The organism is Enterobacter sp. FUJ80071 (genome assembly GCF_038739915.1).
GTDB lineage: Bacteria > Pseudomonadota > Gammaproteobacteria > Enterobacterales > Enterobacteriaceae > Enterobacter > Enterobacter kobei.
Genome location: NZ_JBBXKH010000001.1, coordinates 1134126 through 1160848, shown reverse-complemented (window position 1 = coordinate 1160848; position 26723 = coordinate 1134126). Strand labels below are relative to the sequence as shown.

Here is a 26723-nt window from a genome sequence, read left to right as displayed (position 1 = left end):
CCCCTTCTGCTTCTTGCTTAAACATTATTCCCACCACTGACGAAAAGTTTGTGTGGTATCACTCACCCGAACGGGCTCGCCCAGTTCCGGCGTGAGCAGTCGATAGTTTTTATCCTTGCTGGCTTTTGCCAGCTGGATCAGTGGGTCGTTCCAGGTGTGTTTCGCCAGCACAAAACGACCGTTATGCCCCGGCACCACCGCCTTTGCATTCAGGTCGACCGACGCCTGAGCCGTCTCCTCTGGCAGCATGTGGATGTACTTCCAGTCCTGGTCATACTGGCCGTTTTCCATGATGGCTAAATCCACATCACCAAACTGCTCGCCGATTGCCTTAAAGTGCGGGCCGTAGCCAGAATCTCCGCTGTAGTAGATCTTCTGCTCTGGGGTGACAAACATAAAGCTGCCCCACAGCGTCTGGTCACGTTTAATGCCTCGCCCGGAGAAGTGACGCGCGGGCAACAGGTGAACCGTCAGCGCATCGCTGATGTGCACCGACTGGTTCCAGTCGCGTTCGTCGATAATCTCTGGCTTCATCCCCCAGTAGCGCAGGTGTGACCCTACCCCGAGCGGCGTCACCACGCGTTTCACCTTCGGCAATAACGCCCTGATGGTGGCGTAATCCAGGTGGTCGTAGTGATCGTGAGAGATAATCAGCAGGTCGATCTCCGGCATGTTCGCCGCGCGCCACGGATACTCCCCCGCAAAGGCTTTATTGAGAAACGAAAACGGCGCGGCATAGTTACCAAGGACCGGGTCGATCAGGATGCGTTTTCCCGCCAGCTGCAGATACCAGGAGGAGTGGCCGAGCCACACCAGCGTGTCCTGCTCCAGCGGCAGGCTCGCCAGATCGGTTTTCACCAGCGGCAGCGGCTGAGCCGGGCGGGCGTTTTCGGTTTTACGGGTCAGAAATTGCCACCACGCCACCAGCATATTTTGTTGGCCGGTAAAGCCAGGCGTCGGGAGCGTATTGTGGAATTTCCCCTCGTAGTAGTGCGGAGACGCTTCCACTTCCGTGAGCTGCGCACCCTGCGGTGGCTGGCCAAAACCGGCATTCAGAACAAACGGTAAACTCGCAGCTGAAGCAATAATCATGACGAACACCACGCAGATGAAGAGAGTTTTTTTCATATCCTGACCCGAAAACGCGAGCCATCCGATGGTTTGCGTGGGGTAAACTTGATTATGAGTGAGTAAGCACTCATTATAGATATGATGAGAAAGTCGTCAAGACGTTTTCGATCTTTGACATTCCGCGTTGCAGCGTGTCAAAGCACGTGTTTCAATCGGGGTTTTTATCAGTGAAAGGGGGAAAAATTTAGTGGCACGTCCGAAGAGTGAAGATAAAAAACAGGCCTTACTGGACGCCGCAACGGCGGCATTTGCACAGTCAGGTATTGCCGCCTCAACGGCGCTCATTGCCCGTAAGGCGGGTGTCGCCGAAGGCACCCTGTTCCGCTACTTTGCTACCAAAGACGATCTGCTGAATGCCCTCTATCTGCACCTGAAGCAGGATCTCTGCCAGACCATGCTGGCGAACCTCGATCGCACCATCACGCTGCCGAAAGAACATACCCGCAATATCTGGAACAGCTATGTGGACTGGGGGATTCGTAACCCCGTGGCGCATGCGGCTATTCGCCAGATTGGGGTCAGTGAAAAGCTGAGCGCCGAAACGGAAATGGCGGTAAAAGAGATGTTCCCGGAACTGCATGAACTGTGCCGTCGTTCGGTGCGCCCGGTGTTTATGTCGGATGAATTCAAAACGTTTGGCGATGCGCTGTTTTTATCGCTGGCCGAAAGCACAATGGAATTTGCCACCCGCGATCCGTCCCGCGCCGTCGATTTTAAAGCCCTGGGTTTTGAGGTGATGTGGCGCGGACTGGCTCAGGAGGAGAGCGATGGACAGTAAATCCTTGCAGGAACACGCGAAGCGCGTCGCGCTGGAGATGCCTTTTACCGAACACTGCTGGCCGTTCGGCCCGGAGTACGACGTCTTCAAGGTCGGCGGGAAAATTTTCATGCTGATGGCAACCGCACACGGACGGCCGCACGTTAGCCTGAAATCCGATCCGGAAACGTCGCTGTTAAATCAGCAGATCTACCGGGGCGTTGAGCCTGGTTACCATCTGAATAAAAAACACTGGATTTCCCTTTACGGCACCGAGGACATCACCCCGGAACTGGTTGCCGACCTGATTGCAGATTCCTGGAATCTGGTCGTTGATAAACTGCCTAAGAAAGACCAGAAGTGGATACGCCCCGCCTGATTGTTCGTCTGAGACGAACAGATTAAGCGCTCGAAATGCACTTATCTTTTGCCGCTTTGCGCGGTAATCTGCTCTCCTTTCGCGCCCGCGTACGGGCGAATTTCATTACCAGGAGTAGTTATGGATATCATTTCTGTCGCCCTGAAACGCCACTCCACGAAGGCGTTCGACCCGACTAAAAAACTGACCGCTGAAGAAGCAGAAAAAATCAAAACCCTGCTGCAGTACAGCCCGTCCAGCACCAACTCCCAGCCGTGGCACTTTATTGTGGCCAGCACCGAGGAAGGTAAAGCGCGCGTGGCGAAATCCGCCGCAGGGACCTATGTGTTCAACGAACGCAAAATGCTGGACGCCTCTCACGTGGTGGTGTTCTGCGCGAAAACCGCGATGGACGATGCCTGGCTTGAGCGCGTCGTGGATCAGGAAGAAGCCGATGGTCGTTTTAACACGCCAGAAGCCAAAGCCGCGAACCATAAGGGCCGGACTTACTTCGCCGATATGCACCGTGTGGATCTGAAAGATGATGACCAGTGGATGGCGAAACAGGTTTACCTGAACGTCGGTAATTTCCTGCTGGGCGTGGGTGCCATGGGTCTGGATGCAGTGCCAATCGAAGGTTTCGATGCCGCGATCCTCGACGAAGAGTTTGGCCTGAAAGAGAAAGGCTTCACCAGCGTAGTGGTGGTGCCGGTTGGCCATCACAGCGTGGAAGATTTCAACGCCACGCTGCCGAAGTCTCGCCTGCCGCTGAGCACGATTGTGACCGAGTGCTAATCCCGACGGGCCGCCGCGCGCGGCCCGTTACGTTTTACTGATGACCAGTCTGCGATGCGGATGAACATCACGATCGTTTCCCCAGGCAAAAGCAATCCAGCGTTCTTCCAGTTCAGCGTATGAACTCACTGGTGTTAATTCCCACTCTGCGCCTACCGTACCGTCCGCCACGCTTATCTGGTAATTCATGCTGAACGCCCAGTCTATCATCCGCAACCAAAACCGCTGCCCGTCTCCCGTTTGCTCGCTGTCTGAGACCACGATATCGTATTCGCTGAGCACCCACTGAAAGAAAAGTTGTGGCAACCCGCTGATAACGGATTGATGGACCGCGCGGGGCGTACGCCAGACCATCACTTGCGTGGCGGCACCGTGAGGAAAGGTAATTTCTTTATGAAACGTCAGCTTCACGGCATATGCCGTATAAGGCTTACCGTCGTCGGTGGTCACGAGACGGTATTCATCGCTATAGCGCGACTTCAGAAGCCGATACCCCACAGGCAACAAAAAACCTGGCAGATGAAAATCCACCGTGCCCCGCAACAGAAACGCTTCAGTATGTTCAACGTTTTGAGTGATAAGCCCAAGTTTTTGGCTAAATTCTGCGGAATCAATCATCAGTGGCGACATCGGTGGTTTCTCATCGCGTAAGTATAGTCCACTTCACTACTCATCTAAATGATGTAGATTCAGCAGGTTGGTCTCATTCAGACCTTATCTTACGCAATGTGAACCGACACGGCAGGATCCGTGCTGATTCCCTGAAAACGTCTCGCAAAAAAATTATTTAGCCTGTTCCGCCAGCCATGCCATCGCCCTCTCCCCCGCCTCGTCCACCGGTAAATAGACCAGCAGCCGCGACCCGTTTCGCGGTGCGGAGTACCAGTACATCTGCTGCAGCGTAAAATCCCCCAGCTCGGGATGGGTAAACAGCTTGAGCTGGTTCTCCACGCCGCGCACGTCGTTGCGCTGGTGCCACAGCGTTTTGAACTCCTCAGACACCGCAAAGAAGCGCGCCAGTTTAGCTTCCCACAGCGGGTCGCCCCGGTGCTCGGCCATCGCCGCGCGGAAATAGGAGACAAAAATCGGCAGCACATCATCGCGTCTGCCGAGCCGCGCGCGCCACGCGGGATGGGTGAGAAACAGGTAAATACAGTTGCGGTCCTCCGGCGGGATTTCATTGAAATCAACGCCCATCAGATGCCCAAAACTGTCGTTCCACGCCACGATATCGAAATTGGGTTTCTGGATGCTGGCAGGTTTTGGCATCAGCGTATCCAGCAGGCGACGCGTGCCTTCGCTGATCCCCTCGCAGCAGACCGCCTGCGGTGCTTCGCCCGGCGGCAAACCGGCGAGCACGAAAAGATGCCGGGCTTCGGTCGGAGTACACTGCAGGGCTTTCGCTATGGCTGCCATCACCGCGCTGGACGGATTGACGTCCCTGCCCTGCTCAAGCCAGGTATACCAGGTCACACCCACGTCGGCGAGCATCGCCACCTCTTCGCGGCGCAGACCCGGCGTGCGGCGGCGTCCGCTGCGCGGCAAACCGAGACGCTGCGGATCGAGGCTTTCACGCCGGGCGCGTAAAAATGCGCCCAGCTGTTTTCGCGTGTCATCCTGAAGTGAGGCGACGGGTTCAGACATCAACGCCATAAATCCCCCTGCATGGTAGTGCCAGTACCAGTACCAGTATAAGCAAGAACTGGTACCCGTTTATCAGATGGTTGATGCTACGACCATCTGATGAATGACGCAATGGAGTTACCATGAATACGTCAGTTGTTTCACCGGGTCGCGCAGGCCTGATATTGCTTTTAACCGGCCAGATGCTACCCATGATTGATACCTCAATCACTAACGTGGCGCTGGACGCCATTACCCATTCACTGCACGCTACCGCCACCGAGCTGGAGCTGATTGTCGCGCTTTATGGCGTGGCGTTTGCCGTCTGCCTCGCACTTGGCAGCAAGCTGGGAGATAATCTTGGCCGCCGTCGCCTGTTTATGTGGGGTGTGGCAATCTTTGGCCTGGCCTCGCTGCTGTGCGGAATGGCGGGGAACATTGAACAACTGCTGGCCGCGCGTATTGTTCAGGGGGCGGGTGCCGCCCTGATCATGCCGCAAATTCTTGCCACGCTGCACGTCACGTTAAAAGGCACCGCCCACGCGAAGGCGATTAGCCTGTTCGGCGGCATTGGGGGGATTGCGTTTATCGTCGGCCAGATGGGCGGCGGCTGGCTGGTATCGGCGGATATCGCCGGACTGGGCTGGCGTAACGCCTTCTTTATTAACGTCCCTATCTGCCTGGTGGTGCTGGCGCTGAGCCGTCGCTACGTGCCGGAAACCCGCCGTGAAACGCCGTCGCGCATCGACTGGGCAGGGACCGTCTTGCTGGCCATCATGCTCTGCTGTCTGCTGTTCCCGATGGCGCTCGGCCCACAGTGGCACTGGCCGTGGTCGCTAAAGGTTATGCTTCTCGCCATTATTCCGCTGGCATGGCTGATGGCACAGAATGCGCGCAAAAAAGAGCGTGGAAATGCCCATCCGCTGATCCCACCGCGTCTGCTTCAGCTCCGCAGCGTTCGCTTTGGCATCGTGATTGCGCTGCTCTTTTTCAGCGTCTGGTCCGGGTTTATGTTCTGTATGGCGCTGACCATGCAAACGGGTCTGGGGATGGCGCCGTGGCAGTCCGGGAACAGTTTTATCGCCCTCGGGGTGACCTATTTTATCTCCGCGTGGTTCGCGCCGCGGCTGATTGCGCGCTACAGCACCAGCACGATTCTGCTCACCGGCCTGGCAATCCAGATAATCGGCCTGCTGGCGCTGATCGCCACGTTCCGCTACTGGGGAGTGCAAAATACGGCGCTGACGCTGGCGCCAGCCACCGGGCTGGTAGGCTACGGTCAGGCGCTGATTGTGAACAGCTTCTACCGCATCGGGATGCGCGATATTCAGCCTGATGACGCAGGGGCCGCCAGCGCCATCTTAAGCACCCTGCAGCAGGCCGCGCTGGGGCTTGGCCCGGCCATTTTCGGGGCGATTTTGCTGCACGGGCTGCAACATCATCACGGGGATTACGCCCAGGCGATTAACCTTTTCCTGACGGTGGAAACCGGCCTGATGGTCATCCTGGCGCTGGCAACGCTGCGCATCCGTCATCGGCTGTGTTTACCCGTCGTGAAGGTCTGCCAGGCCAGCAAATAAGCCTGAGGTATTTGCATAATAGATCCGCAGCCGCCATTATGGGGCTGCATCAATACAGGAGACGTTATGCAGGAATTAATTGCTCAGGTTGAAGAGTTAGGCATTGAAATTAATCACACCACCTCTTTAGTGATTATCTTTGGTATTATTTTTCTTACTGCCATCATCGTTCATTTTATTCTGCACAAAGTCGTGCTGCGCGCATTCGAGAAACGCGCCCGGGCCAGCAGCCATTTATGGTTGCAGATCATTACCCAGAATAAATTATTTCACCGTCTGGCATTTACCCTTCAGGGGATAATCGTCAACGTTCAGGCCGTTCTCTGGCTGCAAAAAGGGAGCGAAGCTGCAGAAATGCTCACCACCTGCGCGAAGCTGTGGGTGATGGTGTATGCCCTGCTCTCCTTCTTCTCGCTGCTGGACGTCATATTCAATCTGTCGCAGAAAATGGCGACCGCCTCACAGCTGCCGCTGAAAGGGATCTTCCAGGGCATCAAGCTGGTGAGCGCGATTCTGGTGGGGATCTTAATTATCTCTCTGCTGATCGGTCAGTCACCGGCCATTTTGATTAGCGGCCTGGGTGCTATGGCCGCCGTTCTGATGCTGGTCTTTAAAGACCCGATACTGGGACTGGTCGCCGGGATCCAGCTTTCCGCCAACGACATGCTCAAGCTTGGCGACTGGCTGGAGATGCCGAAATACGGTGCCAACGGCACGGTTACGGACATCGGCCTGACCACCGTTAAAGTGCGCAACTTCGATAACACCATCACCACGATCCCAACGTGGGCGCTGGTCTCTGACGCCTTTATCAACTGGAGCGGCATGTCGGCCTCCGGCGGCCGACGCATTAAGCGCAGCCTGAATATCGATACCACCAGCATTCACTTCCTGGACGAGCAGGAGCAGCAGAAGCTGATTCAGGCGAAACTGCTCAAGCCGTATCTGGCCGCACGACATGAGGAAATTAGCCTGTGGAATCGGAAAAATGGCGAAGGTGAATCGGTATTAGACCTGCGCAAAATGACCAATATTGGTACCTTCCGCGCCTACCTGAATGAATATCTGCGTAACCACCCGCGCATTCGCAAAGATATGACGTTAATGGTGCGTCAGCTGGCACCGGATGCCAACGGCCTGCCGATTGAAATATACGCTTTCACCAACACGGTGATCTGGGCAGAATATGAGGAGATTCAGGCTGACATCTTCGATCATATTTTTGCGGTGGTGGAGGAGTTTGGTCTGCGTATTCATCAGTCACCTACCGGGAACGATATTCGCTCCCTGGCAGGGGTTATAGCGCAATAATCAGGTACTGGCGCGGGAAATAAAGCGCCAGTCCATCATCACTCTTTCCGTGGGCGCCTCGGGGTTGTCGATTTTATTTAAGAGCAGGTCGACCGCCTTGCGCCCGATATCCCGCGACGGCTGTTCGATGGTGGTCAGCGAAATCATGTCCGCCAGCTCGGTGCCGTCAAATCCCACAACAGCAATATCCTCCGGCACCCGCAGCCCGGCCTGCTGAATGGCGCGCAGTGCGCCCGCCGCCAGCGTATCGGAGACGGCAAACACCGCATCCGGTGGATTATCCTGCAACAGATTTTGCATCGCCACCATCCCCGCGCGGAAGCTGAGATCGCTGGCGTATTCAACCGCCTGATACTCCAGATCTTTCAGGTGGATCACGCTCTTATAGCCGCGCTCGCGCAGACGGGCATATTTATAGCTCAGGTCGTGGTTGATCATCGCGATGCGTTTGCGTCCACCGTCGGCAAGCTGGCTGACGGCATGCTGCGACGCATCAACGTCGTTAATCCCCACGCAGGAAACCGCGCCGGCATCGGCATATTCGGCACACTGCACCCACGGTGCGGAGCCAATCAGCGCGGCCAGTTCCGGCAGCTTTGAGAAAGCGTCCATGGTGATAATGCCGTCGACGATTTTGCCCGACAGCAGGCTTAAGCCCGAACGGGAACGTTCGATGTCCGACCCGGAGTTACACAGCAGGATCCGATAGCCGTTTTTCTCCGCCTCTTCTTCAATGCCCTTCACCACTTCGGCGCAGAACGGGTTGGCAATGTTTGAGACCATCACCAGGATCATATAGCTCCGGGCAGTACGTAACTGACGGGCCAGTAAATTAGGCTGGTAGTTGCTCTCTTTGATGGCCTGCAGGACGCGCTCGCGGTTTTTTGCCTTCACGGTGTCGCTGTTATTAAGCACGCGGGAGACCGTCGCCACGGAGACCCCGGCCAGCTGAGCGATTTTCTGAATTGACATAGCGACGACACATCCTGCGGTTAGCGTTTTGTGCAGGCTACCATAAATTTGTTGCCCGGCGAACCGGGCAACACGTCATTGCGCCACGCGTACCCAACGCTGCTGCTGATGACTTTTCACTATGGCATCAATGATATACATCACGTTTGCGCCATCGTGGAAGGTCGCAAACTGCGGTGCCTCCGGCATCGCTCCCGCCTGCACGGCGCGGTAGAACTGCATCATCATATTTTTAAAGGCATCAGGCCAGCCTTCGATGTGCCCGCCGGGGAAGTGTGCGCTGCTGGCCACGTCAGGGTTCATCAAGCCTGGATCGTCGGTGAGCGTCTGATTTGCCAGCGCGCGATGGCCGATCCACAGCTGTTGCGGCACCTCCTGATCCCACGCCACTGACTGCTCGCTGCCGTTAATCTCAAACGTCAGGCGATTTTTACGCCCGGCGCTCACCTGCGAGACGCTAAAGCAACCTTTGCTGCCATCGTCAAAGCGGAACAGCACTGAGCCAAAGTCTTCGGTACTGACCGGTGTGTTGGTATACGCCGCCGCCTCATCGTGGGAGAAAGTCTGATGACCGCCCATGCTGGCCTTACGCGTCGGCCAGACGATGGAGAGATCGGCCATGACCTCGGTAATGCGCCTGCCGGTCACAAATTGCACCGTATCGCACCAGTGGGAGCCGATATCCGCCACCGCGCGCGAAGCCCCGCCAAGCGCGGCATCCACCCGCCAGTTGTAGTCGGTTTCCAGCAGCATCCAGTCCTGTAAATAACTGCCGTGTGAGGCGAATAGCCGCCCGAGGCTACCCGCGCGCATCATGCTTTCCGCCTGGCGCACCATCGCAAACTGGCGATAGACAAAGCTCACGCCGTGCACCACGCCAGCCTGCTCCGCCCGCGCCACCAGGTCACGCGCCTCGTCCGACGTCATGCAGAGCGGTTTTTCAGAAAAGACATGTTTTCCCGCGCGCAGGATCTGACGGTTAATCTCCGCATGCAGATGATTGGGCGTGCAGTTGTGCACCACGTGCAGGTCAGGAAGTGCGAGGAGTTCCGCCACGCTGGCGCAGGCGTGGGGCACGTTAAGCTGGCGTGCTTTTTCCTGCGCGTTGGCAAGCGTGCCGTCGCAGAGCGCCACCACCTGCACAAACCCGAGACGCCGCAGCGCCTCGATATGCGCCGGGCCGATAAACCCGCTGCCGACAATCCCGACGTTAATCATGGCTGCCCCCTGCCGCGAAGTCATCAAACGCACGCCCGGATACCGGGATGATGTGGCGGCGGATAAACTCGCTTCCCTCACTTGCGCCGGTATCACCGTCTTTCAGGCAGCACTCCCACTCCAGCACCGCCCAGCCGTCATAATCGTACTGGGTCAGCTTGCTGAAAATGCCTTTGAAGTCGATCTGTCCGTCGCCGAGCGAACGGAAGCGCCCGGCGCGGTTGATCCACGGCTGGTAACCACCGTACACGCCGCTGCGCCCATTAGGACGGAACTCGGCATCTTTGACGTGGAAGGCTTTGATGCGCGCGTGGTAAATGTCGATGAAGGTCAGGTAATCCATCTGCTGTAACAGCATGTGGCTCGGGTCGTAAAGGATATTGCAGCGCGGGTGATTATCCAGAAGCGCCAGAAAACGCTCGAAGCTCACGCCGTCGTGCAAGTCTTCGCCCGGATGCAACTCAAAACAGACGTCCACGCCCTGTTCGTCAAAGGTATCCAGAATCGGTCGCCAGCGATTTGCCAGCTCCTCGAATGCCGCCTGAAAACGCTGCTCGTTATGCGGCGGCCATGGATAGAAAAACGGCCACGCCAGCGAGCCGGAGAAGGTGGCGTGCGCTTTCAGGCCGAGTCTGGCCGAGGCGACTGCCGCCTGCTTTAGCTTTTCCTTTGCCCATGCCCGACGAGCCGTATCATTACCGCGCACAGCGGCGGGGGCGAAGTGGTCAAACGCCTCGCTGTAAACAGGGTTCACCGCCACAAGCTGGCCTTCCAGATGAGTCGAGAGCTCGCTGATCGCAAGCCCATGCCTGGCCAGCTTATCGATGACCTCATCGCAGTAGGCCTGACTCTCAGCGGCTTTTTCCACATCAAAAACAGGCGGATGGTTGCAGGGGATCTGCACCGCTTTGTAACCCTTCGCCGCCGCCCAGCCTGCCAGTCCGTCGAGCGTGTTGAACGGCGCTTTCTCGCCAATAAATTGCGACAGAAAAATGCCCGGTCCTTTCATCGTCCTCATAACCCCTCCTGAACATTACGCCTTGTCATCGTCATACCTGAACGTGAGAAGGAAAATCAGCGCGATCGCCGCGGCAGCCACCGCCGGGATCCACCAGAATGTCACCCATGCCTGCGGCACGGTCTGCCCGGCCACCAGACGGTTATAAAGCGCGCCGGAAATCTGAGAGCCCAGCAGCATGCCGATGCCGTAGGTGAACATGACAATCATGCTTTGCGCCTGTCCTTTCACCTTTTCACCCGCCACGCGGTCGGTGTAGATAAAGCCGACGACGAAGAAGAAATCGTAGCAGACGCCGTGCAGCAGGATCCCCAGGTACAACAGGATGCGTCCTTCCTCGCTGACGCCCAGCGCGAACATGGCATAACGCACGAACCACGCCAGCATGCCGATCAGCAGCATGACTTTCACCCCCAGACGGCGGAACAGCAGCGGAATGACCAGCATGAAGAAGATCTCTGACATCTGCCCGAAGGACATGGCGGTGCTGACGTCTGCAATACCGGCATCCGCCAGATACGAGGCGGTATAGGCGTAATAGGTGCCAAGCGGGACGGAGATCAGCATCGCGCAGACGGAGAAGACAAAGAAATGGCGGGTTTTGAGTAGCGCAAAGGCATCGGCACAAAAGAGATCGCGCACCTGCACCGGTAGCCCTTTCGCTGGCGCTGGCGTGTGCGGCAGCGTCAGGCTGTAGAGTGCGAGCAGCAGGGAGCTGGCTGCCGCCACCTGGAAGATGGTGACGCTGGACGCCACGCCGGTCACGCCGATGAAAATTCCCGCCACGATCCAGCCGATGGTGCCGAACACGCGCACCACCGGGAAAGTTTTATCAACGTTCGCCAGGCTGTGAAATGCGATGTTGTTGGTCAGCGCCAGCGTTGGCATATAGCAGAGCGTGTAACCAAACAGCAGGCCAATCAGCAGCGCGCCGTTTTCGGCAATCAGCGCCCCCGGCACGAACCAGAGAATTGCCGCGCCCGCCAGGTGCATCACCGCCATCACCTTCTGCGAGGCAAAGAAACGATCCACCAGCATGCCGAGCACAAACGGCGAGAGAATGGAGGCGATGGGCCCGGCGGAGAACGCATCGCCAATTAACAGAGACATGTTGTGCCGGGTCATCACCAGGCCAAGCGTGACTGACCAGCTACCCCAGATGAAAAACTGCAGAAACATCATCAACGACAGACGCGGCACCAGCAGCCGGTGCTGTGTTATCGCCTTTTCACTACTTTCAGTTGACACCATGATAAGCCTCACCCGGAAAAAGTAATCGATTACAAATGACAGCAAATAAAAAGTAATCGATTACAAAACAAAGATCCTGTGGATCGAAACAGAATTGGGAGGGGGGTCACGATAAAGGTCGATGTATGACAAAACGAGGCGTTCTGATTGTCACTATAGCCTAAAGGCTATAAAATAATATAGCGAGGAAGCTAAAGGAGAAACGATGTGGAATGTCGAGACAACGGACATATTTGATCAATGGTACTTCGAACAAACAACAGCATTAAAAGAAGATGTGCTAGCGATGATGCATATTCTTGCTGAGTTTGGCCCAACGCTTGGGCGGCCATACGTAGATACCGTGAAGGCTTCAGCCTATGCGAACATGAAGGAATTACGGATTCAACATGCGGGAAATCCCATCAGAGCTTTTTTTGCTTTTGATCCTGACCGTAAGGCAATTGTGCTCTGTGCTGGAGACAAAACCGGTTGCAATCAAAAACGGTTTTATAACGAAATGATTACGCTGGCTGACGTTGAGTACAGCAGACATCTGGCGGATAAGGAGGCCATATGGCAACGCTAAAAGAACTCATGGCACAACAGAGCGCGGAAAGTCAGGAGCGTATTGCGGCTAAAGTTGATGTAATACGCAGAATTGTTGCCCTGAACCAACTGCGGGAAGAGCTCAATATTTCGCAGACAGAACTGGCCGCGGCAATGGGGGTAAAACAACCAACTGTGGCAAAAATCGAACAGCCGGGAAACGATCCCCGGCTTTCAACACTCAAACGCTATGTCAGTGCGCTCGGCGGTGAAATGAGCATTGATGTGACGTTACCGAATGGGAAACGAATAGCGTTTCAGATTTGATATCGCACATTCAAAGCCGGGTGGCGGCTTCGCCTGACCCGGCCTACAAAATAATAATGGCCCCGGACATGTAGGCCCGGTAAGCGAAGCGCCACCGGGCGAAAAACGTGCTACTTTTTACGGGATAATTTAAACGCAATAAACAGGAACACCACCCACACTGGCAGCAGCATCGCTGAGAGACGCATCTCATCCATCGTGCACATCAGCACCAGAATCAGCCCCAGGAACGCGATACAGATATAGTTTCCTGCCGGGTAGAGCAGCGCTTTAAACTGCGTCTCGCGTCCCTTGCGTCGCATCGCTGCACGGAAGCGCAGGTGCGCCAGGCAGATCATGATCCAGTTCAGCAGCAGCGTGGCGACAACCAGCGCCATCAGCAGGCCAAATGCCGCTTTCGGCAGCAGGTAGTTGATCAGCACCACTAATGACGTAATCGCGCCGGAAAGGAACAAGGAATTAATCGGCACACCGCGACGGCTGACGCGGGTCAGGAACTTCGGCGCGTTCCCCTGTACGGAAAGGCCAAACAGCATACGGCTGTTGGAGTAAACGCCACTGTTATAGACCGAAAGCGACGCCACCAGAATGACGAAGTTCAGCGCCGACGCCACCACATTGCTGTTCAGATCGTGGAAAATCATCACGAACGGACTGCTGTCAGATTTCACTTCCACCCATGGATAGAGCGCCAGCAGAACCACCAGCGAGCCGATGTAAAACAGCAGAATACGGTACACCACCTGGTTGACCGCTTTTGGGATACTTTTATGCGGGTCGCGCGCTTCGGCAGCGGTAATACCAATCAGCTCCAGCCCGCCGAAGGAGAACATGATCACCGCCAAAGAGAGAACCAGTCCTTTCCAGCCGGTTGCCAGAAAGCCGCCGTGCTGCCAGAGGTTATCAATGGTCGCCCGCTCGCCGCCGTGACCAGAGAACAGCAGCCACAGGCCAAAGCCGATCATCCCGATAATCGCCAGTACCTTGATCAGCGCAAACCAGAACTCGGTTTCGCCATACAGGCGCACATTGACGAGGTTAACGGCATTAATGATGATGAAAAATGCCGCCGCCCAGATCCACGTCGGGACATCCGGGAGCCAGTACTGCATGTAGATGCCTGCGGCGGTCAGTTCGGCCATCCCCACCAGCACGAACATCACCCAGTAGTTCCAGCCGGAGAGGAAGCCTGCAAACGGGCCCCAGTATTTGTAAGCAAAGTGTGCGAAGGAGCCTGACACCGGCTCTTCAACGACCATTTCGCCGAGCTGGCGCATGATCAGGAAGGCGATAATCCCGGCGATGCCGTATCCCAGCAGTACTGCAGGGCCAGCCATTTGAATGGCGGGGCCGATGCCGAGAAACAACCCGGTACCAATCGCGCCGCCGAGGGCAATTAACTGAATATGTCGATTTTGCAAACCACGTTGTAGCGTCGGATTCTGATCCGACGAGGCTTCAGCGCTACCATGGCCTGAAGCGGATGACGCGTCTTTCACGCCCTACCCCTGTCTCTTTTTTAGAAGGGGCACGTTTTAACACTTCATGCTGGTGGTAGCAAGTTTAACGCCGGGCCAGCGCATGCGCCCGGCGGATTAACGTCACGACCCGATGATCCCGCCGTCCGCTTTGACGATCACCACCGTTGACGAACGCGGGCGTCCGTTCGGGCTGGCGTCTGGCCAGTTAGAGACAGCACGCGGATTGGCCGGGTCGGTAATGTCATCCCCGCCCTCTCCCGGATGCTGAATATTGATAAACAGCGTCCGGTTGTCCGGCGTAAACGCAATACCGGTGATTTCACACCCACGCGGGCCCGTCAGGAAACGACGAAACTCATTGCTGCCCGGAATGGTGGCCACCATCTGGTTATTGCCCATCCCCTCATACGCTTTTTTGTTGATCGTGCTGGAAGAGACGTCGGTCTGGATCCACAGAACGCCCTGATGATCGAACGACAGACCATCCGGGCTGCCGAATGCCGCACCCTGCATAGAGCCTTTGGCCTTCGGATCGTCGCTGTCCGTGCGCCCGCCCATGACCAGAATATCCCATTTAAAGCGTGCGGCGGCAGGATCGGCCCCCTCTTCGTGCCAGTGCATAATATGACCAAACACGTTATTAGCACGCGGGTTGGCGGCATCGACCGGCGCTTTCCCCTCTTTCCCGCGATCGCTGTTGTTGGTGAGCGTACAGTAGACGCTGCCGCTGGCGTGCGGATCGACGGCTATCCACTCCGGGCGATCCATTTTCGTCGCCCCCACCACGTCAGCCGCCAGGCGGGTTTTAATCAGCAGATCGCCCTGGTTTTCAAAACCGTGGCTTTTATCCAGGCCATTCTGCCCGAAGATCAGCGGCAGCCAGTCGCCGCTTCCCTCTTCATTGAACCTGGCAACATACAGCGTGCCCGAGGTCAGCAGCTGCATATTGGCCTCACGGTTCGCAGGATCGTATTTTTTGTCAGAGACGAATTTATAAATGTACTCAAACTTCTGATCGTCCCCCATATAGACCACCACGCGATTATCGGCGGCGAGCGTGACGGCGGCCCCCTCGTGCTTGAAGCGGCCGAGTGCGGTGTGCTTGCGCGGTGTGGAGGTCGGGTCGTAGGGGTCAATCTCTACCACCCAGCCGAACCGGTTAGGCTCGTTTGGCGTTTTATCGACGCTAAACCGCTCATCCACCTCGTTCCAGCGGTAGGACTCATCGCTGTCGCTGATGCCGTAGCGTTTTTCCAGCGGATTGAGATCGGCTTTTTTGACAAAAATATCCGACCAGTTCTCCTCGCAGGTGAGGTAGGTGCCCCACGGCGTGTGGCCGTTGGCGCAGTTTTGCATGGTGCCCAGCACGCGCTCCCCCTGCGGGTCGGCGGCGGTTTTCATTAAGTCCTGATGCCGCGCCGGGCCGGTAAGCTGCATCGGCGTATTGACGGTGATACGGCGGGCATAAGAAGACGGGCGAACCACCTGCCAGTCACTGCCCGTTTTTTTCACTTCCACCACCGACACGCCCATCGCGTTCTGCCCCTTACGGGCTTTGTCGAGGTTCCAGTTCGCCATACCGTCCGTAAACAGCATCCCGTTATCGATGTATTCATGGTTCAGCGCCAGCAGACCATGTTCCGGGTTTTGCTCCCCCTGCGGCAGGCTAAACCACGCCATACCGTCGTGGTGCATCCCCGCCTGCACGGCCTGTTCGTCGGTCGTGTTGCTGGCATCCGGCTTAAATGCCGGCATGTGGTCTTTGATGCCCGTCGGGTCACCCCAGCGATAAAACGGGCGGGCAATATAACCTTCCGGCACCCTCACCGTATCGTCCGTGGAAACGGGAATACTGGTAAACCCAAGCGACACCGCTTTTGCCAGCGCGGACGGCTTCGATACCGCGGCAATGGCGCTATCAGGTTTGATCAAAAAGGGAAAGGAAACGGCAGCACCCGCCACGGCGCCCATCTGGAGAAAACGACGGCGGGAGAGGAAAACCTCTGCAACCTCGGAGAAAACCGGGTTAGCGCTGCGGTTAGTGATGTCGTCGCGATGTTCTTTTTTAAAAACGGATTTGAGGGGTCTGCCCATAGCGGCTTCCTGTCATTGGCCAAGAGGTAAGGAGTTGGCGAACAGTGTAAGAAGCTTTTGTTACAATTTTATAACAGGATAACGGCGGGATTGGGGCGTCCCTGCCCCGGATAACGAGGTGGAACGCTTAGAACTCGTAGCCCACCGAGACCTTAAAGGTTCGCGGTTCGCCCTGAGTGATGTAGGTACCGGAATCGTCCACGCTGGCCCAGTAGTTTTCATTGGTCACGTTGTCGATGCCTGCGCGCACGGTCATCTGGTTTGCATTGTGGTTTAACGCGAAGCGGTAGCGCATGCCCAGATCCAGCGTGGTATAGCTGTCCAGCTTTTTGCTGTTCGCGAGATCGGCATACTGCGTGCCCGAGTGGTTCACGCGTGCGGTGGCGGTCAGGCCGTCAACTGGCTTGATGTCGTACTCTGCCCCCAGCACGGCATAGAAGTTCGGCACGCCAATCGCATCGTTGCCTTGATTCACGCCGTTTTTGGTTTTGGCCAGCTCGGCCTGCAGCCAGGTGGCGCTGGCGTTCAGGCGCATCCCGAGCATGGGCTCGCCAAAAACATTGAGCTCTACGCCACGGTTACGCTGTTCAGCGTCCAGGCCGTAGTGATTGTCATCGTCGAGGATCGCCGATGGCATTTTGATCTCAAACAGCGCCAGAGAGCCGCCCACGCGACCAAAGTCTGCCTTCAAGCCGATTTCATTCTGTTTAGAGTGAACAATACCGGTGCTTTGACCGTAGTTGGTAGCGGTGTCCGGCGCGGTTTTTCCCGGCTGCAGCGCTTCGGTGTGGTTGGCGTAAAGGGAAATCTGCTCCCACGGTTTATAAACCACGCCGTAGGTTGGCATCCAGCGGCTACCGTCGAAGCCGTCCGCGTCGTTTTCTGCACCGGTAATTTTGTTATACCCGCGGATGACCACTTTCTGATGACGCGCCCCCGCGGTGAACAGCAGCTTGTCGTCCAGGACGCCCAGCGTATCGCTCAGCAGCCAGCCCTGAGTACGGGTGCGCCCGCTGGTTAGCGGATCGCTGTATTTGCCACCTGATCCATTGAAGTTGGAGCTGTCCGGCATATCAACGCCGGTGTTGTGGTAGATGTTGGTGGTCGGGTTATCCTTCGTCGCCGACATTTTCCACGCGATTTTTTCGTTTTTGGTCGTCGCCGAATACCCCACGTTCACCTTGTGCGACACAAAGCCGGTAGTGAAATTCCCGCGAATGCCCGCCATGCCGCTAACGGAATCGCTAATGCGGTTAGTATCCAGACGGCTGACCGTGGCTTTGCCGCTTTTGTCCAACAGCTTCGGCGCGCTGTAGATCCCTTCTTCGTGCGCGTGCTGCGCGCCCAGGCCGGTATAGGCGGTCCAGTTATCGGTGATGTCGTATTCGCTGCGCCACATCCCAAATTCGTTTTCGATGTTGCTGTAGGCCCACTTCTGGGAGAAGTTACGATCGTTTTTCGGCGGTTCAGGCACGAAATCCACCGCCGAGATGTTGACGCTGGTCGGGCTGCCGTGGAAGGTTTTCTTTTGATAGCCCAGATCCAGGGAGGTGCGGACGTTGTCGCCGTTGTAATCAAGACCGGTGGAGAGCAGCGTGGTGCGGCGACGGTCGTTTGGTACGCCGGTTTCCCCTTCACGGTGGACCAGGTTCACGCGCGCGCCGAACTGGTCGCTGTCACCAAAGCGACGGCCTGCATCCAGCGTGGTGCCAAACTGCGAATCTGAGGTGTAATCCACGCCCACTTTTGCCTGCGGGGTATCGCCCGCATGTTTCGGCTCAAGATTGATCATCCCGCCCACGCCAGAGCTTGCCGCGCCGTTCATCAGCGCGTTGGCGCCTTTGAAGATCTCAATGCGGTCAACCATCTGCGCATCCACCACCTGACGCGGCAGTACGCCGGACAGCCCGCCAAACGTCATGTCGTCGCCGTCAAACTTCAGGCCACGAATGCGGTAGGTCTCCGCGCTGTTACCGTATCCCTGAACGTACTGCACGCCCGCATCGTTGGCGACCACGTCAGCGATGGTTTTCGCCTGCTGATCTTCCACCAGCTTCGAGGTGTAGCTGATGATGTTGAACGGCACGTCCATGGCGTTCTGCTGGCCCAGCATCCCCATGCGCCCGCCGTTCGCCACCTGCCCGTCAAGAAAGGCCGGTACCAGCTGGTCGCCGCCGGGTTTAAAGTCGCTGGCAGGTGCAGCCTGCACAACAAGCGTATCTTCTTTTTTATCATCCGCCGCCTGGACGGAATGTGTCACCGCCCCAATGGCAAGCGCCAGCAGCGTTTTGTGTATTTTGGTGTTGTCCATCGTTAACTCATTTGAAAGTGCGCGAAAAAATGACCCGTTGTCGGGCCTTAGAATGTATTAACTGCAATGCAAATGAGAACTATACGCATTATCTATGCATTGGCAAGCGTCACGCGTTCATGAAGGGAGGTAATGAGGACGATGGGGAACAACCACCCCGTTTTGGGGTGGTTATGATTATAAAACGCGCGCAGTGCCCGTCACATCAATGCGTACCGCCGCGCCCGGGTGCCAGCCCGGCTGACTGACGGTCCTGAGGATAATGGGCTGTTCATGCCCGGCTAATACCAGCGTCAGCGTAGACAGCTGACCGGTGAAGTCGACATCAAGAATGGAGACCGGGCTTTCATGAGGCGCACATGCCGTCACGCGCAATTGTTCAGGACGCATCATTACCCGGCCCTCTCCTGTTGCATGCGGATTGTCCGTCGGCACCTCGCCCAGTGCACACACGGCGTAACCCCCAGCGAGCTGAGCAGGCAGGATCACGGCATCGCCAAGAAACAGCGCCGTCTCTTCGTCAACGGGACGGGTATAGACGTCATAAGGCGTTCCCACCTGCGTGAAGCGGCCAGAACGCATCACGGCAACCTGCGTGGCAAAAGACAACGCTTCGTTCTGATCGTGGGTGACCAGAATTGAGGCCACGCCCGCTTCCGCCAGCAGATCGGCCGTTGCTTTACGCGTCATGGCGCGCAAGCCGGTATCCAGCGCCGAGAACGGTTCATCCAGCAGCATCAGCGAAGGACGCTGGGCCAGCGCACGGGCAAGCGCCACGCGCTGCTGCTGTCCGCCGGAAATCTCATGGGGCCAGTGCGTCGCGAGCTGCCTGTCGAGAGAGACCATCTCCATCAGCACCTCAACGCGCTGGCGCTTCTCATGGCGGGTACCGTTCAGCCCCCAGGCAATGTTATCTGCCACGTTGAGATGGGGGAACAGCGCGCCCTCCTGGGGCACAAAACCGATCCCGCGCAGGTGAGCAGGAACAATATGATTTTCATCAAACAGCGTTTTTCCCTGCATGACAATGCGGCCGGTATCCGGCGTCTCAAACCCGGCGAGAATACGCAGCAGCGTGGTTTTCCCCGACCCGGAGGGGCCGACAATCGCCGTGCGGCTCCCCGGCGCAACGCTCAGGTTTAAGCTGTCGAGCACCTGCACGTCCGAAAACGATTTTGAAATGGCGGTTAATTCAAGCATGTCATAGCCCTGCAATTTTTTTCGACTGCATATAGAGAATGGCGGTCAGCGGGAGTGAGATCAGAATCATCAGCATCGCGTAGGGCGCGGCGGCCACATAATCAATTTCACTGGTCAGCGCCCAGAATCCGGTGGAGAGCGTGCGGGTTCCCAGCGGCGAGAGCAGCAGCGTGGCGGTCAATTCGTTGCTGACGCCAAGGAATACCAGCGCGGCGCCTGCCGCAGCGCCCGGTGCGGCCAGCCGCAGGGTAACGCTCCAGAGCGCTTTCGCAGGCGTGCTGCCCAGGCTGCGCGCCACGTTTTCCAGCTCAACCGGCGCCTGGGCAATCCCTGCCCGCAGGTTAATGAGCGCGCGGGGCATAAACATCAGCAGATAGGCCAGGAACAGGGTGATTTCCGTCTGATAAATGGGGCGAGCGTAATGAATAGTGACCGTGACCAGCGCCAGCGCGGTGACAATGCCCGGCAGCGAACTGGTGATGTAGATGCACCCTTCCAGCATCCGGAAAATACGGTGCGGGTAGCGGATCCCAAGCCACGCGATGGGGATGACGCACGCCGTCGTCAGGAGCGCTCCGCCCACGCCGAGTATCAGCGTCTGGCGCAGGGAGTGCCAGAGATCGGCGTTCATCCAGTTTTGCACGCCGCCGAGCCAAATCCAGCGGCACAGGACAATAAGCGGCACGCCCAGCGCCAGCATGACCAGCGCGAGGAAAAACAGCTGTCCCAGCGCAGCCGCCGCAGGCTTCAGCGGCCAGCGTTTCTGTTCACGTGCCGCGCCAGCGCCAATGCGTGCATAGCGCGCTTTCCCGCGCGTCACGCCTTCCAGCACTAAGATCGCCAGGCAGCATAAGGCCAATACGCCCGCCAGCATGTTCGCTGCCGGGCCGCTGAAGGTGGACTGAAACTGGTCATAGATGGCCGTTGTGAAGGTATCAAAACGGATCATCACGTACAGACCGTATTCCGCCAGCAGGTGCAGCGCCACCAGCAGCGCGCCGCCGCAGATAGCCAGTTTTAGCTGCGGCAGCACCACGCGGAAAAAGACCCGCCACGGCGGGGTGCCGAGCGAGGCGGCCACATCTTCCAGCGTCGGGTCAAGACGACGCAGCACCGCCGCAACCGGCATATAAATAAACGGATAGTAAGCTAAAACGGAGAGGAACACGCCCGCGGAAAGGCCATGCATCGAGGGAACCACGCTCACCCAGGCATAGCTTTGCACAAACGCGGGGATCGCCAGTGGGGCGACCGCCAGCGCGGACCAGATCCCTCGCCCGGCAAGCTGCGTGCGCTCCGTGAGCCAGGCGATCGCCACGCCTGTCACGATACACAGCGGTACCGCCAGCGCCGTCAGCCACAGCGTGTTGCTGAGCAGTTCAGCAACACGTGGGCGAAATACCAGCGCCCTAATCGTTTCCCAGCCCGTCTCAACGCCTATGGCAATGATAAAACCCAGGGGCAGAAGTGCCAGTAAAGAAAAAAGGACAGCTAACGCTACCATCGGCAGTGCGGGACGCCTGCGGCCAGGCTCCCGCACGCTGTTTTTGCCGAGGTCGAGACTCAGACCAGACATAAGACCTTCACTTCACTCTCAGGATCACAGCAGACCGGCTTGCGTCATCAGCTCGATAACTTTTTTACTGTTGAGCGTTGAAGGTTCAACTTTCGGTGCATCCAGATCGTTCAGCGGGACCAGTTTCGGGTTAGAGGCCGCGTTCACGCCCACCGCATATTCAAAGGCATTGTTGGTGCGCAGGCTTTCCTGGCCCTCTTTACCGGTAATGTATTTGATGAATGCCTGGGCCTGCGCTTTGTGTTTGCTGGACGCCAGCACGCCACCACCGGAAAGGCTGACGAACGCGCCCGGATCCTGGTGTTTGAAGTAGTAGAGTTTGGTGTTTTTGCTGTTCTCACCCGTTTTGGACTGATCGACAAAACGGTAGTAGTGATAAATCACCCCGCCATCAATCTGGCCGGCGTTGACGGCTTTCATCACGGTGCTGTTGCCTTTATAGGCAACGAAATTCGCTTTCATCGTCTTCAGCCATTCCAGCGTGGCTTTTTCGCCTTTAAGCGCCAGCATTGCGCTCACGATGGCCTGGAAATCCGCGCCTGACGGTGATGCCGCCCAGCGGCCTTTCCACTCGGGTTTGGCCAGATCCATCAGCGACTTAGGCAGCTGCTGTTCGCTCAGTTTTGCCGGGTTATAAACGAATACGGTGCTGCGGGCGGCAATGCCGATCCAGCGGCCATGCGCCGGGCGGTACTCTGCCGGTACCTGCTTCAGGGTGTCTGCATCCAGCGGGGCAAACAGGTTAGCGTTATCCACCAGAACCATGGACGGTGAGTTTTCCGTCAGAAATACGTCTGCAGGTGATGCGCTGCCTTCCTGAACCAGCTGGTTACCCAGCTCGCTGTCATCGCCGTTACGCAGCGTGACCTTAATGCCGGTCTCTTTGGTAAAACCGTCAACCCACGACTTCACCAGGTTTTCATGCTGCGCGTTGTATACCACAATGCCTTCGCTGTTATCAGCGGCAACGGATTGTGTGGAAAGGAAAAGCGATGATGACAACAAGGCAAGCGAGAAGCAGGACAGCAGGCGAGAATTCATGAACATATCCTTAATAGAGCAACGGGAATAATGACGCATAGCGTTGTGGGACAGGATTAAAGCATACAAAAACGCTAATGATAATTAGTATCAATCCAGTTTAAGCGTAAAAGTGTAAAATTTCTTTTTTGCGGGGAGTGAAGTGATAAAAATCCAGATTTAAAAAACGGATTAATTAAAGATTAAGAAAACATTAAGACCAGCCCTAATGGATTTTAATTAGGCTTCTATTTATTAAGCGGTTATTTATCTGAAAAGGGAAAATAATAGAGCTCGTTGCAGATCTAAGGGGAATAGTGAGAAGAGAAAGAGGCGTTAACATCTGAAACTAAATGGCACGCCCTGTAGGATTCGAACCTACGACCTACGGCTTAGAAGGCCGTTGCTCTATCCAACTGAGCTAAGGGCGCACTGAGAAGAGTGAACTTCGCGGCGGTGAAACGCGAAGAATTATACGGTCAATGGCAGGTGAGTCAATGCCTTTTCCGCTTTCAGAGGCAATTACCGCTAGCCGATTGTAAATACGGCTATTTTCTCAACATTTCTCGCTGTTTCACCTTAAAATTTAGCGCTACGAAAAGGCTTAGTTGCATTTAAGTAACGCCTGCTGTTTTCCTGAACGTCAGCTCGTCACACTAGAGCGAGGTATCCCGGCCGCCTGGAGGCTGACAGACAACAGGACAATGGAGTGACAGCGCAAAACCCGTTCGATACGCCCCCCCGATTACAGTCTATTTCTCAGGACATCGTCGGCATCAAACTGGAGCCTATCGTCGCCCTCAACGCCCGGCGCCGGGTCGGCGTGGAGGTCCTGAGCGTCTTGTCCGACACCGAGCATAGCGAGGACTTCTTCCGCCATCAGTCGGCAGACGCCTCTTTGACGCTGCTTGAAGCGCAGCTGGCCGCATTAAAAAATACCCCGCACGGCAATAATCTTTTTATTAATCTGCCGATAACCGTGTTGACAGCACCTGCGCCTTTTGTGCGGCTCATCAATATGAAAACCGCGCCGCTGAATATTGAGATTGTCGACCTCCCTCTCTTTCTGGCGCTCTCCGCCGCACAGAAGCAGAGCGTCGTTAACAACCTGCGGCAACTTCAGGAACGGGGACACACTATCTGGCTGGATGATATCGACGAAACTATCATTCAGCCGTTTTTATTTTGTCGATTACCGTTGAACGGCATCAAAATCGATAAGAACGCATTCTGGCGTTTACGCGCCACACCTGCACTGAGGAAACTGGTTTCACTTTGCTTTCAGCTGGCCGGAAGCGTACTCATCGAAGGTATTGAGACTGAACGCGATCGTATCTGGGCACTGCAGGCGGGTGCCGATCTCGGCCAGGGATATTACTGGCCGTCCTGGACATGGCCGGAGGATTAACACGCCATTTCCAGGAGGGAGGCCATGCGAATGACAGTGCGCCGTTACCGGCGGCGGCGTACAGGAAGTGATGCACTGGGATTTACGCACTCACCTTTTGCCCCCCCTTTTTCGACCGACTCGAGTTTTTGAGCCAGTCCATCAACCAGCCCCGAAAAACCGATGCCCCGTTTATCATCCTGGTAACGGAGGACAATTTTTTGCGCTCCGGTTTTCTCAATGGGCAGTTTCCGCTAAGCAGCTGTTGCGACTTCACGTCGCTGGACGATGCGCTGGGTGCGCAGAGCCAATGGCCCTCGGCCCGTCTGGTAGTGGATATTGAAAGCCGTTCCACGGGGCTGATTGATCAACTGGATCAGTTAAGAAGACATAGCCTGTATCCCCCCTTCCTGACGCCGTGGCTGCTGATCCGGGCTGATAATTATGACGCGCGTCTCTTCTGCAAAGCGGCAGGTCCTTTTCATGTGCTCGAACGTCAGATGAACGCAGCAGGGCTTCAGCACAGCCTGATGGAACCCCGCCCCCTTCAGGGCTCCGATAGAGACTGGTTCTCGCGCAACGAATGGCCCATTTTGCAGGAGCTTGCCCGTGGCAAGACGTTACGACAGATTGCCCTTCTGCAGAATCGTCCCTATAGCCGCATTATCTATCGCCTCAGCTGCATCCTGATGAAGCTCGGGCTGAGCCATCGCCAGGAATTGTTACACCTTCTTAATAACCTCTCAGACTGCTCGTTTTAACTTACGTCCTAACCCCTTATTTCCTAAAGCGCTTTAAGAATTTACTTACCCATTATGTTAATTTAATGTTAAACATTAACAATAAAGTCGATTTTATAACTATTCCTAATTTATGGCCTTGAACCATGTGAAATGTCACAGATTGAATCAACTGCAGCACTTTCCTCCATCCGTTAAGTGAATGCAGAAGGCGTTAACGAGATGATAATGATGTAAAAACAAGCAGCTTCCCTTTACGCACCAGGAGCGGGAAGCGAAGCTGGCAGCACGTTCTCCTGTACGATGATGGAGCGACGTTGATATCGCTTAAGGACTTTCAGATGAAGGTCTGAGGCCCTGAGAGGGCATTTTTTCGCCTCATCTTCTCAAGATCCTGCCTTAAATCGAGACGCCATTTCATTAACATTTTCGCAACATAAAGAGACATCTGTTATTTTTTGTTATTACATAAAGATGAAAAGATGCGGTAAATGGGATACCAGGATAATTCCGCTAAATTTAAAAAGGAGGCCATTCAGATCCAGAAGATAATACAAACCAATAAGCGGAACGTAATTTACAGGGTTTTCGGAAAAAACTTACCCTGTATAATAAGATGCGTATCAAAATTGAATAAGAAAAACCTTTTTGCCAACACCAGCCAAATGAGACGACCGCGCTGAGGCAGAGTTCTTTTCATTACGTAAACAGGGATGCTTTCGCTCTTTCCAGGGAAATACTACGGTATAGGGATCTGCTCATTATATCCTTCCGGCATTTCGAGAGTTTTACAAAACTCTACATAACGCTTTTAACAATCTGAGGCATTAAAAATGAAACCGGCATCCGTTATCATTATGGACGAACATCCTATCGTCAGAATGTCGATAGAAGTCCTGCTACAGAAAAATAAGAATATCATCGTCAAGCTTAAGTCTGGCGATAGCCATGAAGTTCTTGACTGCATCCGCAATCACCCTATCGATTTGGTGATCCTTGACATTGAACTTACGGGCACAGATGCCTTTGCTTTACTTAAGAGAATCAAAAACTTAAATAAAGAGATTAAGGTTCTTTTCTTATCATCTAAATCAGAACTGTTTTACGCCGGACGTGCCATTCGCGCCGGGGCCAACGGCTTTGTCAGTAAACGAAAAGATTTGGGTGAGATCTACAACGCCGTAGAGATGATCCTGATGGGCTATTCTTTTTTCCCGTCGGAGACGCTGAATTTTATAAACCATATGGGGTCGGGAAAGGGAGAGTTGGCAGATATGCCGTTATCGAATCGCGAGGTTACGGTATTACGTTATCTGGCGAATGGACTGTCCAATAAGGAAATTGCGGAGCAATTGCTATTAAGCAACAAGACCATTAGTGCGCACAAATCCAATATTTATTCCAAGCTGGGGGTGCAAAGCATCGTGGAATTAATTGATTACGCTAAAGCACACGAACTGCTATAACCTGAATTCACTCCCTGCAGTTTATCTGAGCTGCAGGGAGTGCGGTCAGTGCTAATTATAATTAATCATGAAGGTCGCATCAGCATCAGCCTTTCCGGGCTGAGGGTTATCGGCAGTAGCAATATAATTGGCATAAAATGACAGTGTCGCATTCCCCTGCGCATCGACCGTGACCGGCTGGCTGGCCTGCTGGAGATCCAGACGCGATTTATCCGCATCCCTGATCTCGACGGCGACGCGGCTTGCCGTGCTGGCGTCGTTCAGTGCCAGCAACCCGTTGTTGCTCCCGTCAGCTTTACCGGAAAACGTAATGGACGCGGCCCCTGGCGGACAGCCGGTCAGTTTCAGCGTAAAAGGCATGGGCTGCGTGCGGCTCCCGGTAGTGCTGAGCTGCTTCGTGGGCCAGGTGCCCAGCGTGACGGTTTTGTCACTGTCGTTCCCCTCGGCCACGCAGGTAAAATCGACGATATTGCCGTAGAGCTGAATGTTAATTTCGCCCAACGCGGTTTCCGCCTGAGCCTGTGTGCAAAGCGCAAAGATCGCTACGGTGATAAAACGGATCCCGTTTCGCATATCGGC

Annotated in this window: 23 protein-coding genes, 1 tRNA gene and 1 pseudogene; 10 read left to right on the top strand and 15 right to left on the bottom strand. The window is 55.6% G+C overall.

What is annotated here, in order from left to right:
• Window positions 1–24: 24 nt before the first annotated feature.
• Window positions 25–1128, bottom strand: a complete 1104-nt coding sequence (locus AAER43_RS05520; protein WP_050862670.1) for a RomA family MBL fold metallo-hydrolase — start codon at window positions 1126–1128, stop codon at window positions 25–27.
• Between the two features lie 190 nt (window positions 1129–1318).
• Between AAER43_RS05520 and AAER43_RS05515 the strand changes: the two genes are divergently transcribed.
• From AAER43_RS05515 to nfsB, 3 genes are all read left to right on the top strand, one after another.
• On the top strand, window positions 1319–1909 hold the full coding sequence (locus tag AAER43_RS05515; protein ID WP_014882875.1) for a TetR/AcrR family transcriptional regulator: 591 nt from the start codon (window positions 1319–1321) through the stop codon (window positions 1907–1909).
• Entirely contained in the window at window positions 1899–2267 is a 369-nt protein-coding gene (locus tag AAER43_RS05510) for an MmcQ/YjbR family DNA-binding protein (protein WP_014882874.1), read from the top strand. The genes AAER43_RS05515 and AAER43_RS05510 overlap by 11 nt, the downstream gene beginning before the upstream one ends.
• A gap of 120 nt (window positions 2268–2387) precedes the next feature.
• Entirely contained in the window at window positions 2388–3041 is a 654-nt protein-coding gene (gene nfsB / locus AAER43_RS05505) for an oxygen-insensitive NAD(P)H nitroreductase (protein ID WP_014882873.1), read from the top strand.
• Window positions 3042–3068: 27 nt separating this feature from the next.
• On the opposite strand, the gene AAER43_RS05500 is transcribed toward nfsB, so the two are convergent.
• Window positions 3069–3671, bottom strand: coding sequence for a hypothetical protein (locus tag AAER43_RS05500; RefSeq protein WP_023336855.1), 603 nt, complete (start codon window positions 3669–3671; stop codon window positions 3069–3071).
• 153 nt (window positions 3672–3824) lie between these two features.
• The gene (locus AAER43_RS05495; RefSeq protein WP_014882871.1) at window positions 3825–4694 is read right to left on the bottom strand and encodes a helix-turn-helix transcriptional regulator; all 870 of its coding nucleotides are present in this window, start codon (window positions 4692–4694) and stop codon (window positions 3825–3827) included.
• Window positions 4695–4807: 113 nt separating this feature from the next.
• Here AAER43_RS05495 and AAER43_RS05490 point away from each other — a divergent pair, with 113 nt between their 5' ends.
• Together AAER43_RS05490 and AAER43_RS05485 are read left to right on the top strand one after the other, a co-directional pair.
• Window positions 4808–6244 (top strand): MFS transporter, encoded by a 1437-nt coding sequence (locus AAER43_RS05490; RefSeq protein WP_023336854.1) that lies wholly within the window; start codon window positions 4808–4810, stop codon window positions 6242–6244.
• 66 nt (window positions 6245–6310) lie between these two features.
• Window positions 6311–7555 carry a mechanosensitive ion channel family protein gene (locus tag AAER43_RS05485; protein WP_023336853.1) on the top strand — a complete coding sequence of 415 codons (1245 nt, stop codon included), beginning with the start codon at window positions 6311–6313 and terminating at the stop codon, window positions 7553–7555.
• On the opposite strand, the gene AAER43_RS05480 is transcribed toward AAER43_RS05485, so the two are convergent.
• The 4 genes from AAER43_RS05480 to AAER43_RS05465 form a co-directional block, all read right to left on the bottom strand.
• Window positions 7556–8527, bottom strand: a complete 972-nt coding sequence (locus AAER43_RS05480) for a LacI family DNA-binding transcriptional regulator (RefSeq protein WP_014882868.1) — start codon at window positions 8525–8527, stop codon at window positions 7556–7558. It abuts the gene before it with no gap.
• A gap of 75 nt (window positions 8528–8602) precedes the next feature.
• Window positions 8603–9745, bottom strand: coding sequence for a Gfo/Idh/MocA family oxidoreductase (locus AAER43_RS05475; protein ID WP_014882867.1), 1143 nt, complete (start codon window positions 9743–9745; stop codon window positions 8603–8605).
• Complete coding sequence (locus AAER43_RS05470) at window positions 9738–10763, bottom strand: sugar phosphate isomerase/epimerase (RefSeq protein ID WP_050862671.1); 1026 nt, start codon at window positions 10761–10763, stop codon at window positions 9738–9740. Before AAER43_RS05470 ends, AAER43_RS05475 begins: the two co-directional genes overlap by 8 nt.
• 15 nt (window positions 10764–10778) lie before the next feature.
• Window positions 10779–12014 (bottom strand): MFS transporter, encoded by a 1236-nt coding sequence (locus AAER43_RS05465; protein ID WP_023332295.1) that lies wholly within the window; start codon window positions 12012–12014, stop codon window positions 10779–10781.
• Between the two features lie 205 nt (window positions 12015–12219).
• Between AAER43_RS05465 and AAER43_RS05460 the strand changes: the two genes are divergently transcribed.
• Both AAER43_RS05460 and AAER43_RS05455 read left to right on the top strand, forming a co-directional pair.
• Window positions 12220–12582 carry a type II toxin-antitoxin system RelE/ParE family toxin gene (locus AAER43_RS05460; protein WP_045281668.1) on the top strand — a complete coding sequence of 121 codons (363 nt, stop codon included), beginning with the start codon at window positions 12220–12222 and terminating at the stop codon, window positions 12580–12582.
• The gene (locus AAER43_RS05455) at window positions 12570–12869 is read left to right on the top strand and encodes a helix-turn-helix transcriptional regulator (RefSeq protein WP_014882863.1); all 300 of its coding nucleotides are present in this window, start codon (window positions 12570–12572) and stop codon (window positions 12867–12869) included. The genes AAER43_RS05460 and AAER43_RS05455 overlap by 13 nt, the downstream gene beginning before the upstream one ends.
• Window positions 12870–12979: 110 nt before the next feature.
• On the opposite strand, the gene pheP is transcribed toward AAER43_RS05455, so the two are convergent.
• The 7 genes from pheP to AAER43_RS05420 form a co-directional block, all read right to left on the bottom strand.
• Window positions 12980–14368 (bottom strand): phenylalanine transporter, encoded by a 1389-nt coding sequence (pheP, locus tag AAER43_RS05450; protein ID WP_014882862.1) that lies wholly within the window; start codon window positions 14366–14368, stop codon window positions 12980–12982.
• Window positions 14369–14470: 102 nt separating this feature from the next.
• Complete coding sequence (locus AAER43_RS05445) at window positions 14471–16444, bottom strand: PhoX family phosphatase (RefSeq protein WP_050862672.1); 1974 nt, start codon at window positions 16442–16444, stop codon at window positions 14471–14473.
• 127 nt (window positions 16445–16571) lie between these two features.
• The gene (locus AAER43_RS05440; RefSeq protein ID WP_023336849.1) at window positions 16572–18755 is read right to left on the bottom strand and encodes a TonB-dependent siderophore receptor; all 2184 of its coding nucleotides are present in this window, start codon (window positions 18753–18755) and stop codon (window positions 16572–16574) included.
• Between the two features lie 177 nt (window positions 18756–18932).
• Window positions 18933–19955 carry an ABC transporter ATP-binding protein gene (locus tag AAER43_RS05435; RefSeq protein WP_023332290.1) on the bottom strand — a complete coding sequence of 341 codons (1023 nt, stop codon included), beginning with the start codon at window positions 19953–19955 and terminating at the stop codon, window positions 18933–18935.
• A gap of 1 nt (window position 19956) precedes the next feature.
• The gene (locus AAER43_RS05430; RefSeq protein ID WP_050862673.1) at window positions 19957–21531 is read right to left on the bottom strand and encodes an iron ABC transporter permease; all 1575 of its coding nucleotides are present in this window, start codon (window positions 21529–21531) and stop codon (window positions 19957–19959) included.
• A 24-nt stretch (window positions 21532–21555) separates the two neighbouring features.
• A complete protein-coding gene (locus tag AAER43_RS05425; RefSeq protein ID WP_050862674.1) occupies window positions 21556–22572 on the bottom strand; it encodes an iron ABC transporter substrate-binding protein in 1017 nt (338 codons plus the stop codon).
• A 333-nt stretch (window positions 22573–22905) separates the two neighbouring features.
• A tRNA-Arg gene (locus tag AAER43_RS05420) sits at window positions 22906–22982 on the bottom strand.
• 278 nt (window positions 22983–23260) lie between these two features.
• Between AAER43_RS05420 and AAER43_RS05415 the strand changes: the two genes are divergently transcribed.
• The 3 genes and pseudogenes from AAER43_RS05415 (at window position 23261) to fimZ (ending at window position 26144) form a co-directional block, all read left to right on the top strand.
• A complete protein-coding gene (locus tag AAER43_RS05415) occupies window positions 23261–23959 on the top strand; it encodes an EAL domain-containing protein (protein ID WP_045281672.1) in 699 nt (232 codons plus the stop codon).
• 24 nt (window positions 23960–23983) lie between these two features.
• Window positions 23984–24699: pseudogene (locus tag AAER43_RS05410) on the top strand (DNA-binding response regulator).
• An 812-nt stretch (window positions 24700–25511) separates the two neighbouring features.
• On the top strand, window positions 25512–26144 hold the full coding sequence (fimZ, locus tag AAER43_RS05405; protein ID WP_023332276.1) for a fimbria biosynthesis transcriptional regulator FimZ: 633 nt from the start codon (window positions 25512–25514) through the stop codon (window positions 26142–26144).
• A 51-nt stretch (window positions 26145–26195) separates the two neighbouring features.
• Here the strand turns inward: fimZ and sfmF are convergent, their stop codons facing one another.
• Window positions 26196–26717, bottom strand: a complete 522-nt coding sequence (gene sfmF / locus AAER43_RS05400; RefSeq protein ID WP_023332275.1) for a fimbria assembly protein — start codon at window positions 26715–26717, stop codon at window positions 26196–26198.
• Between the last annotated feature and the right edge of the window lie 6 nt (window positions 26718–26723).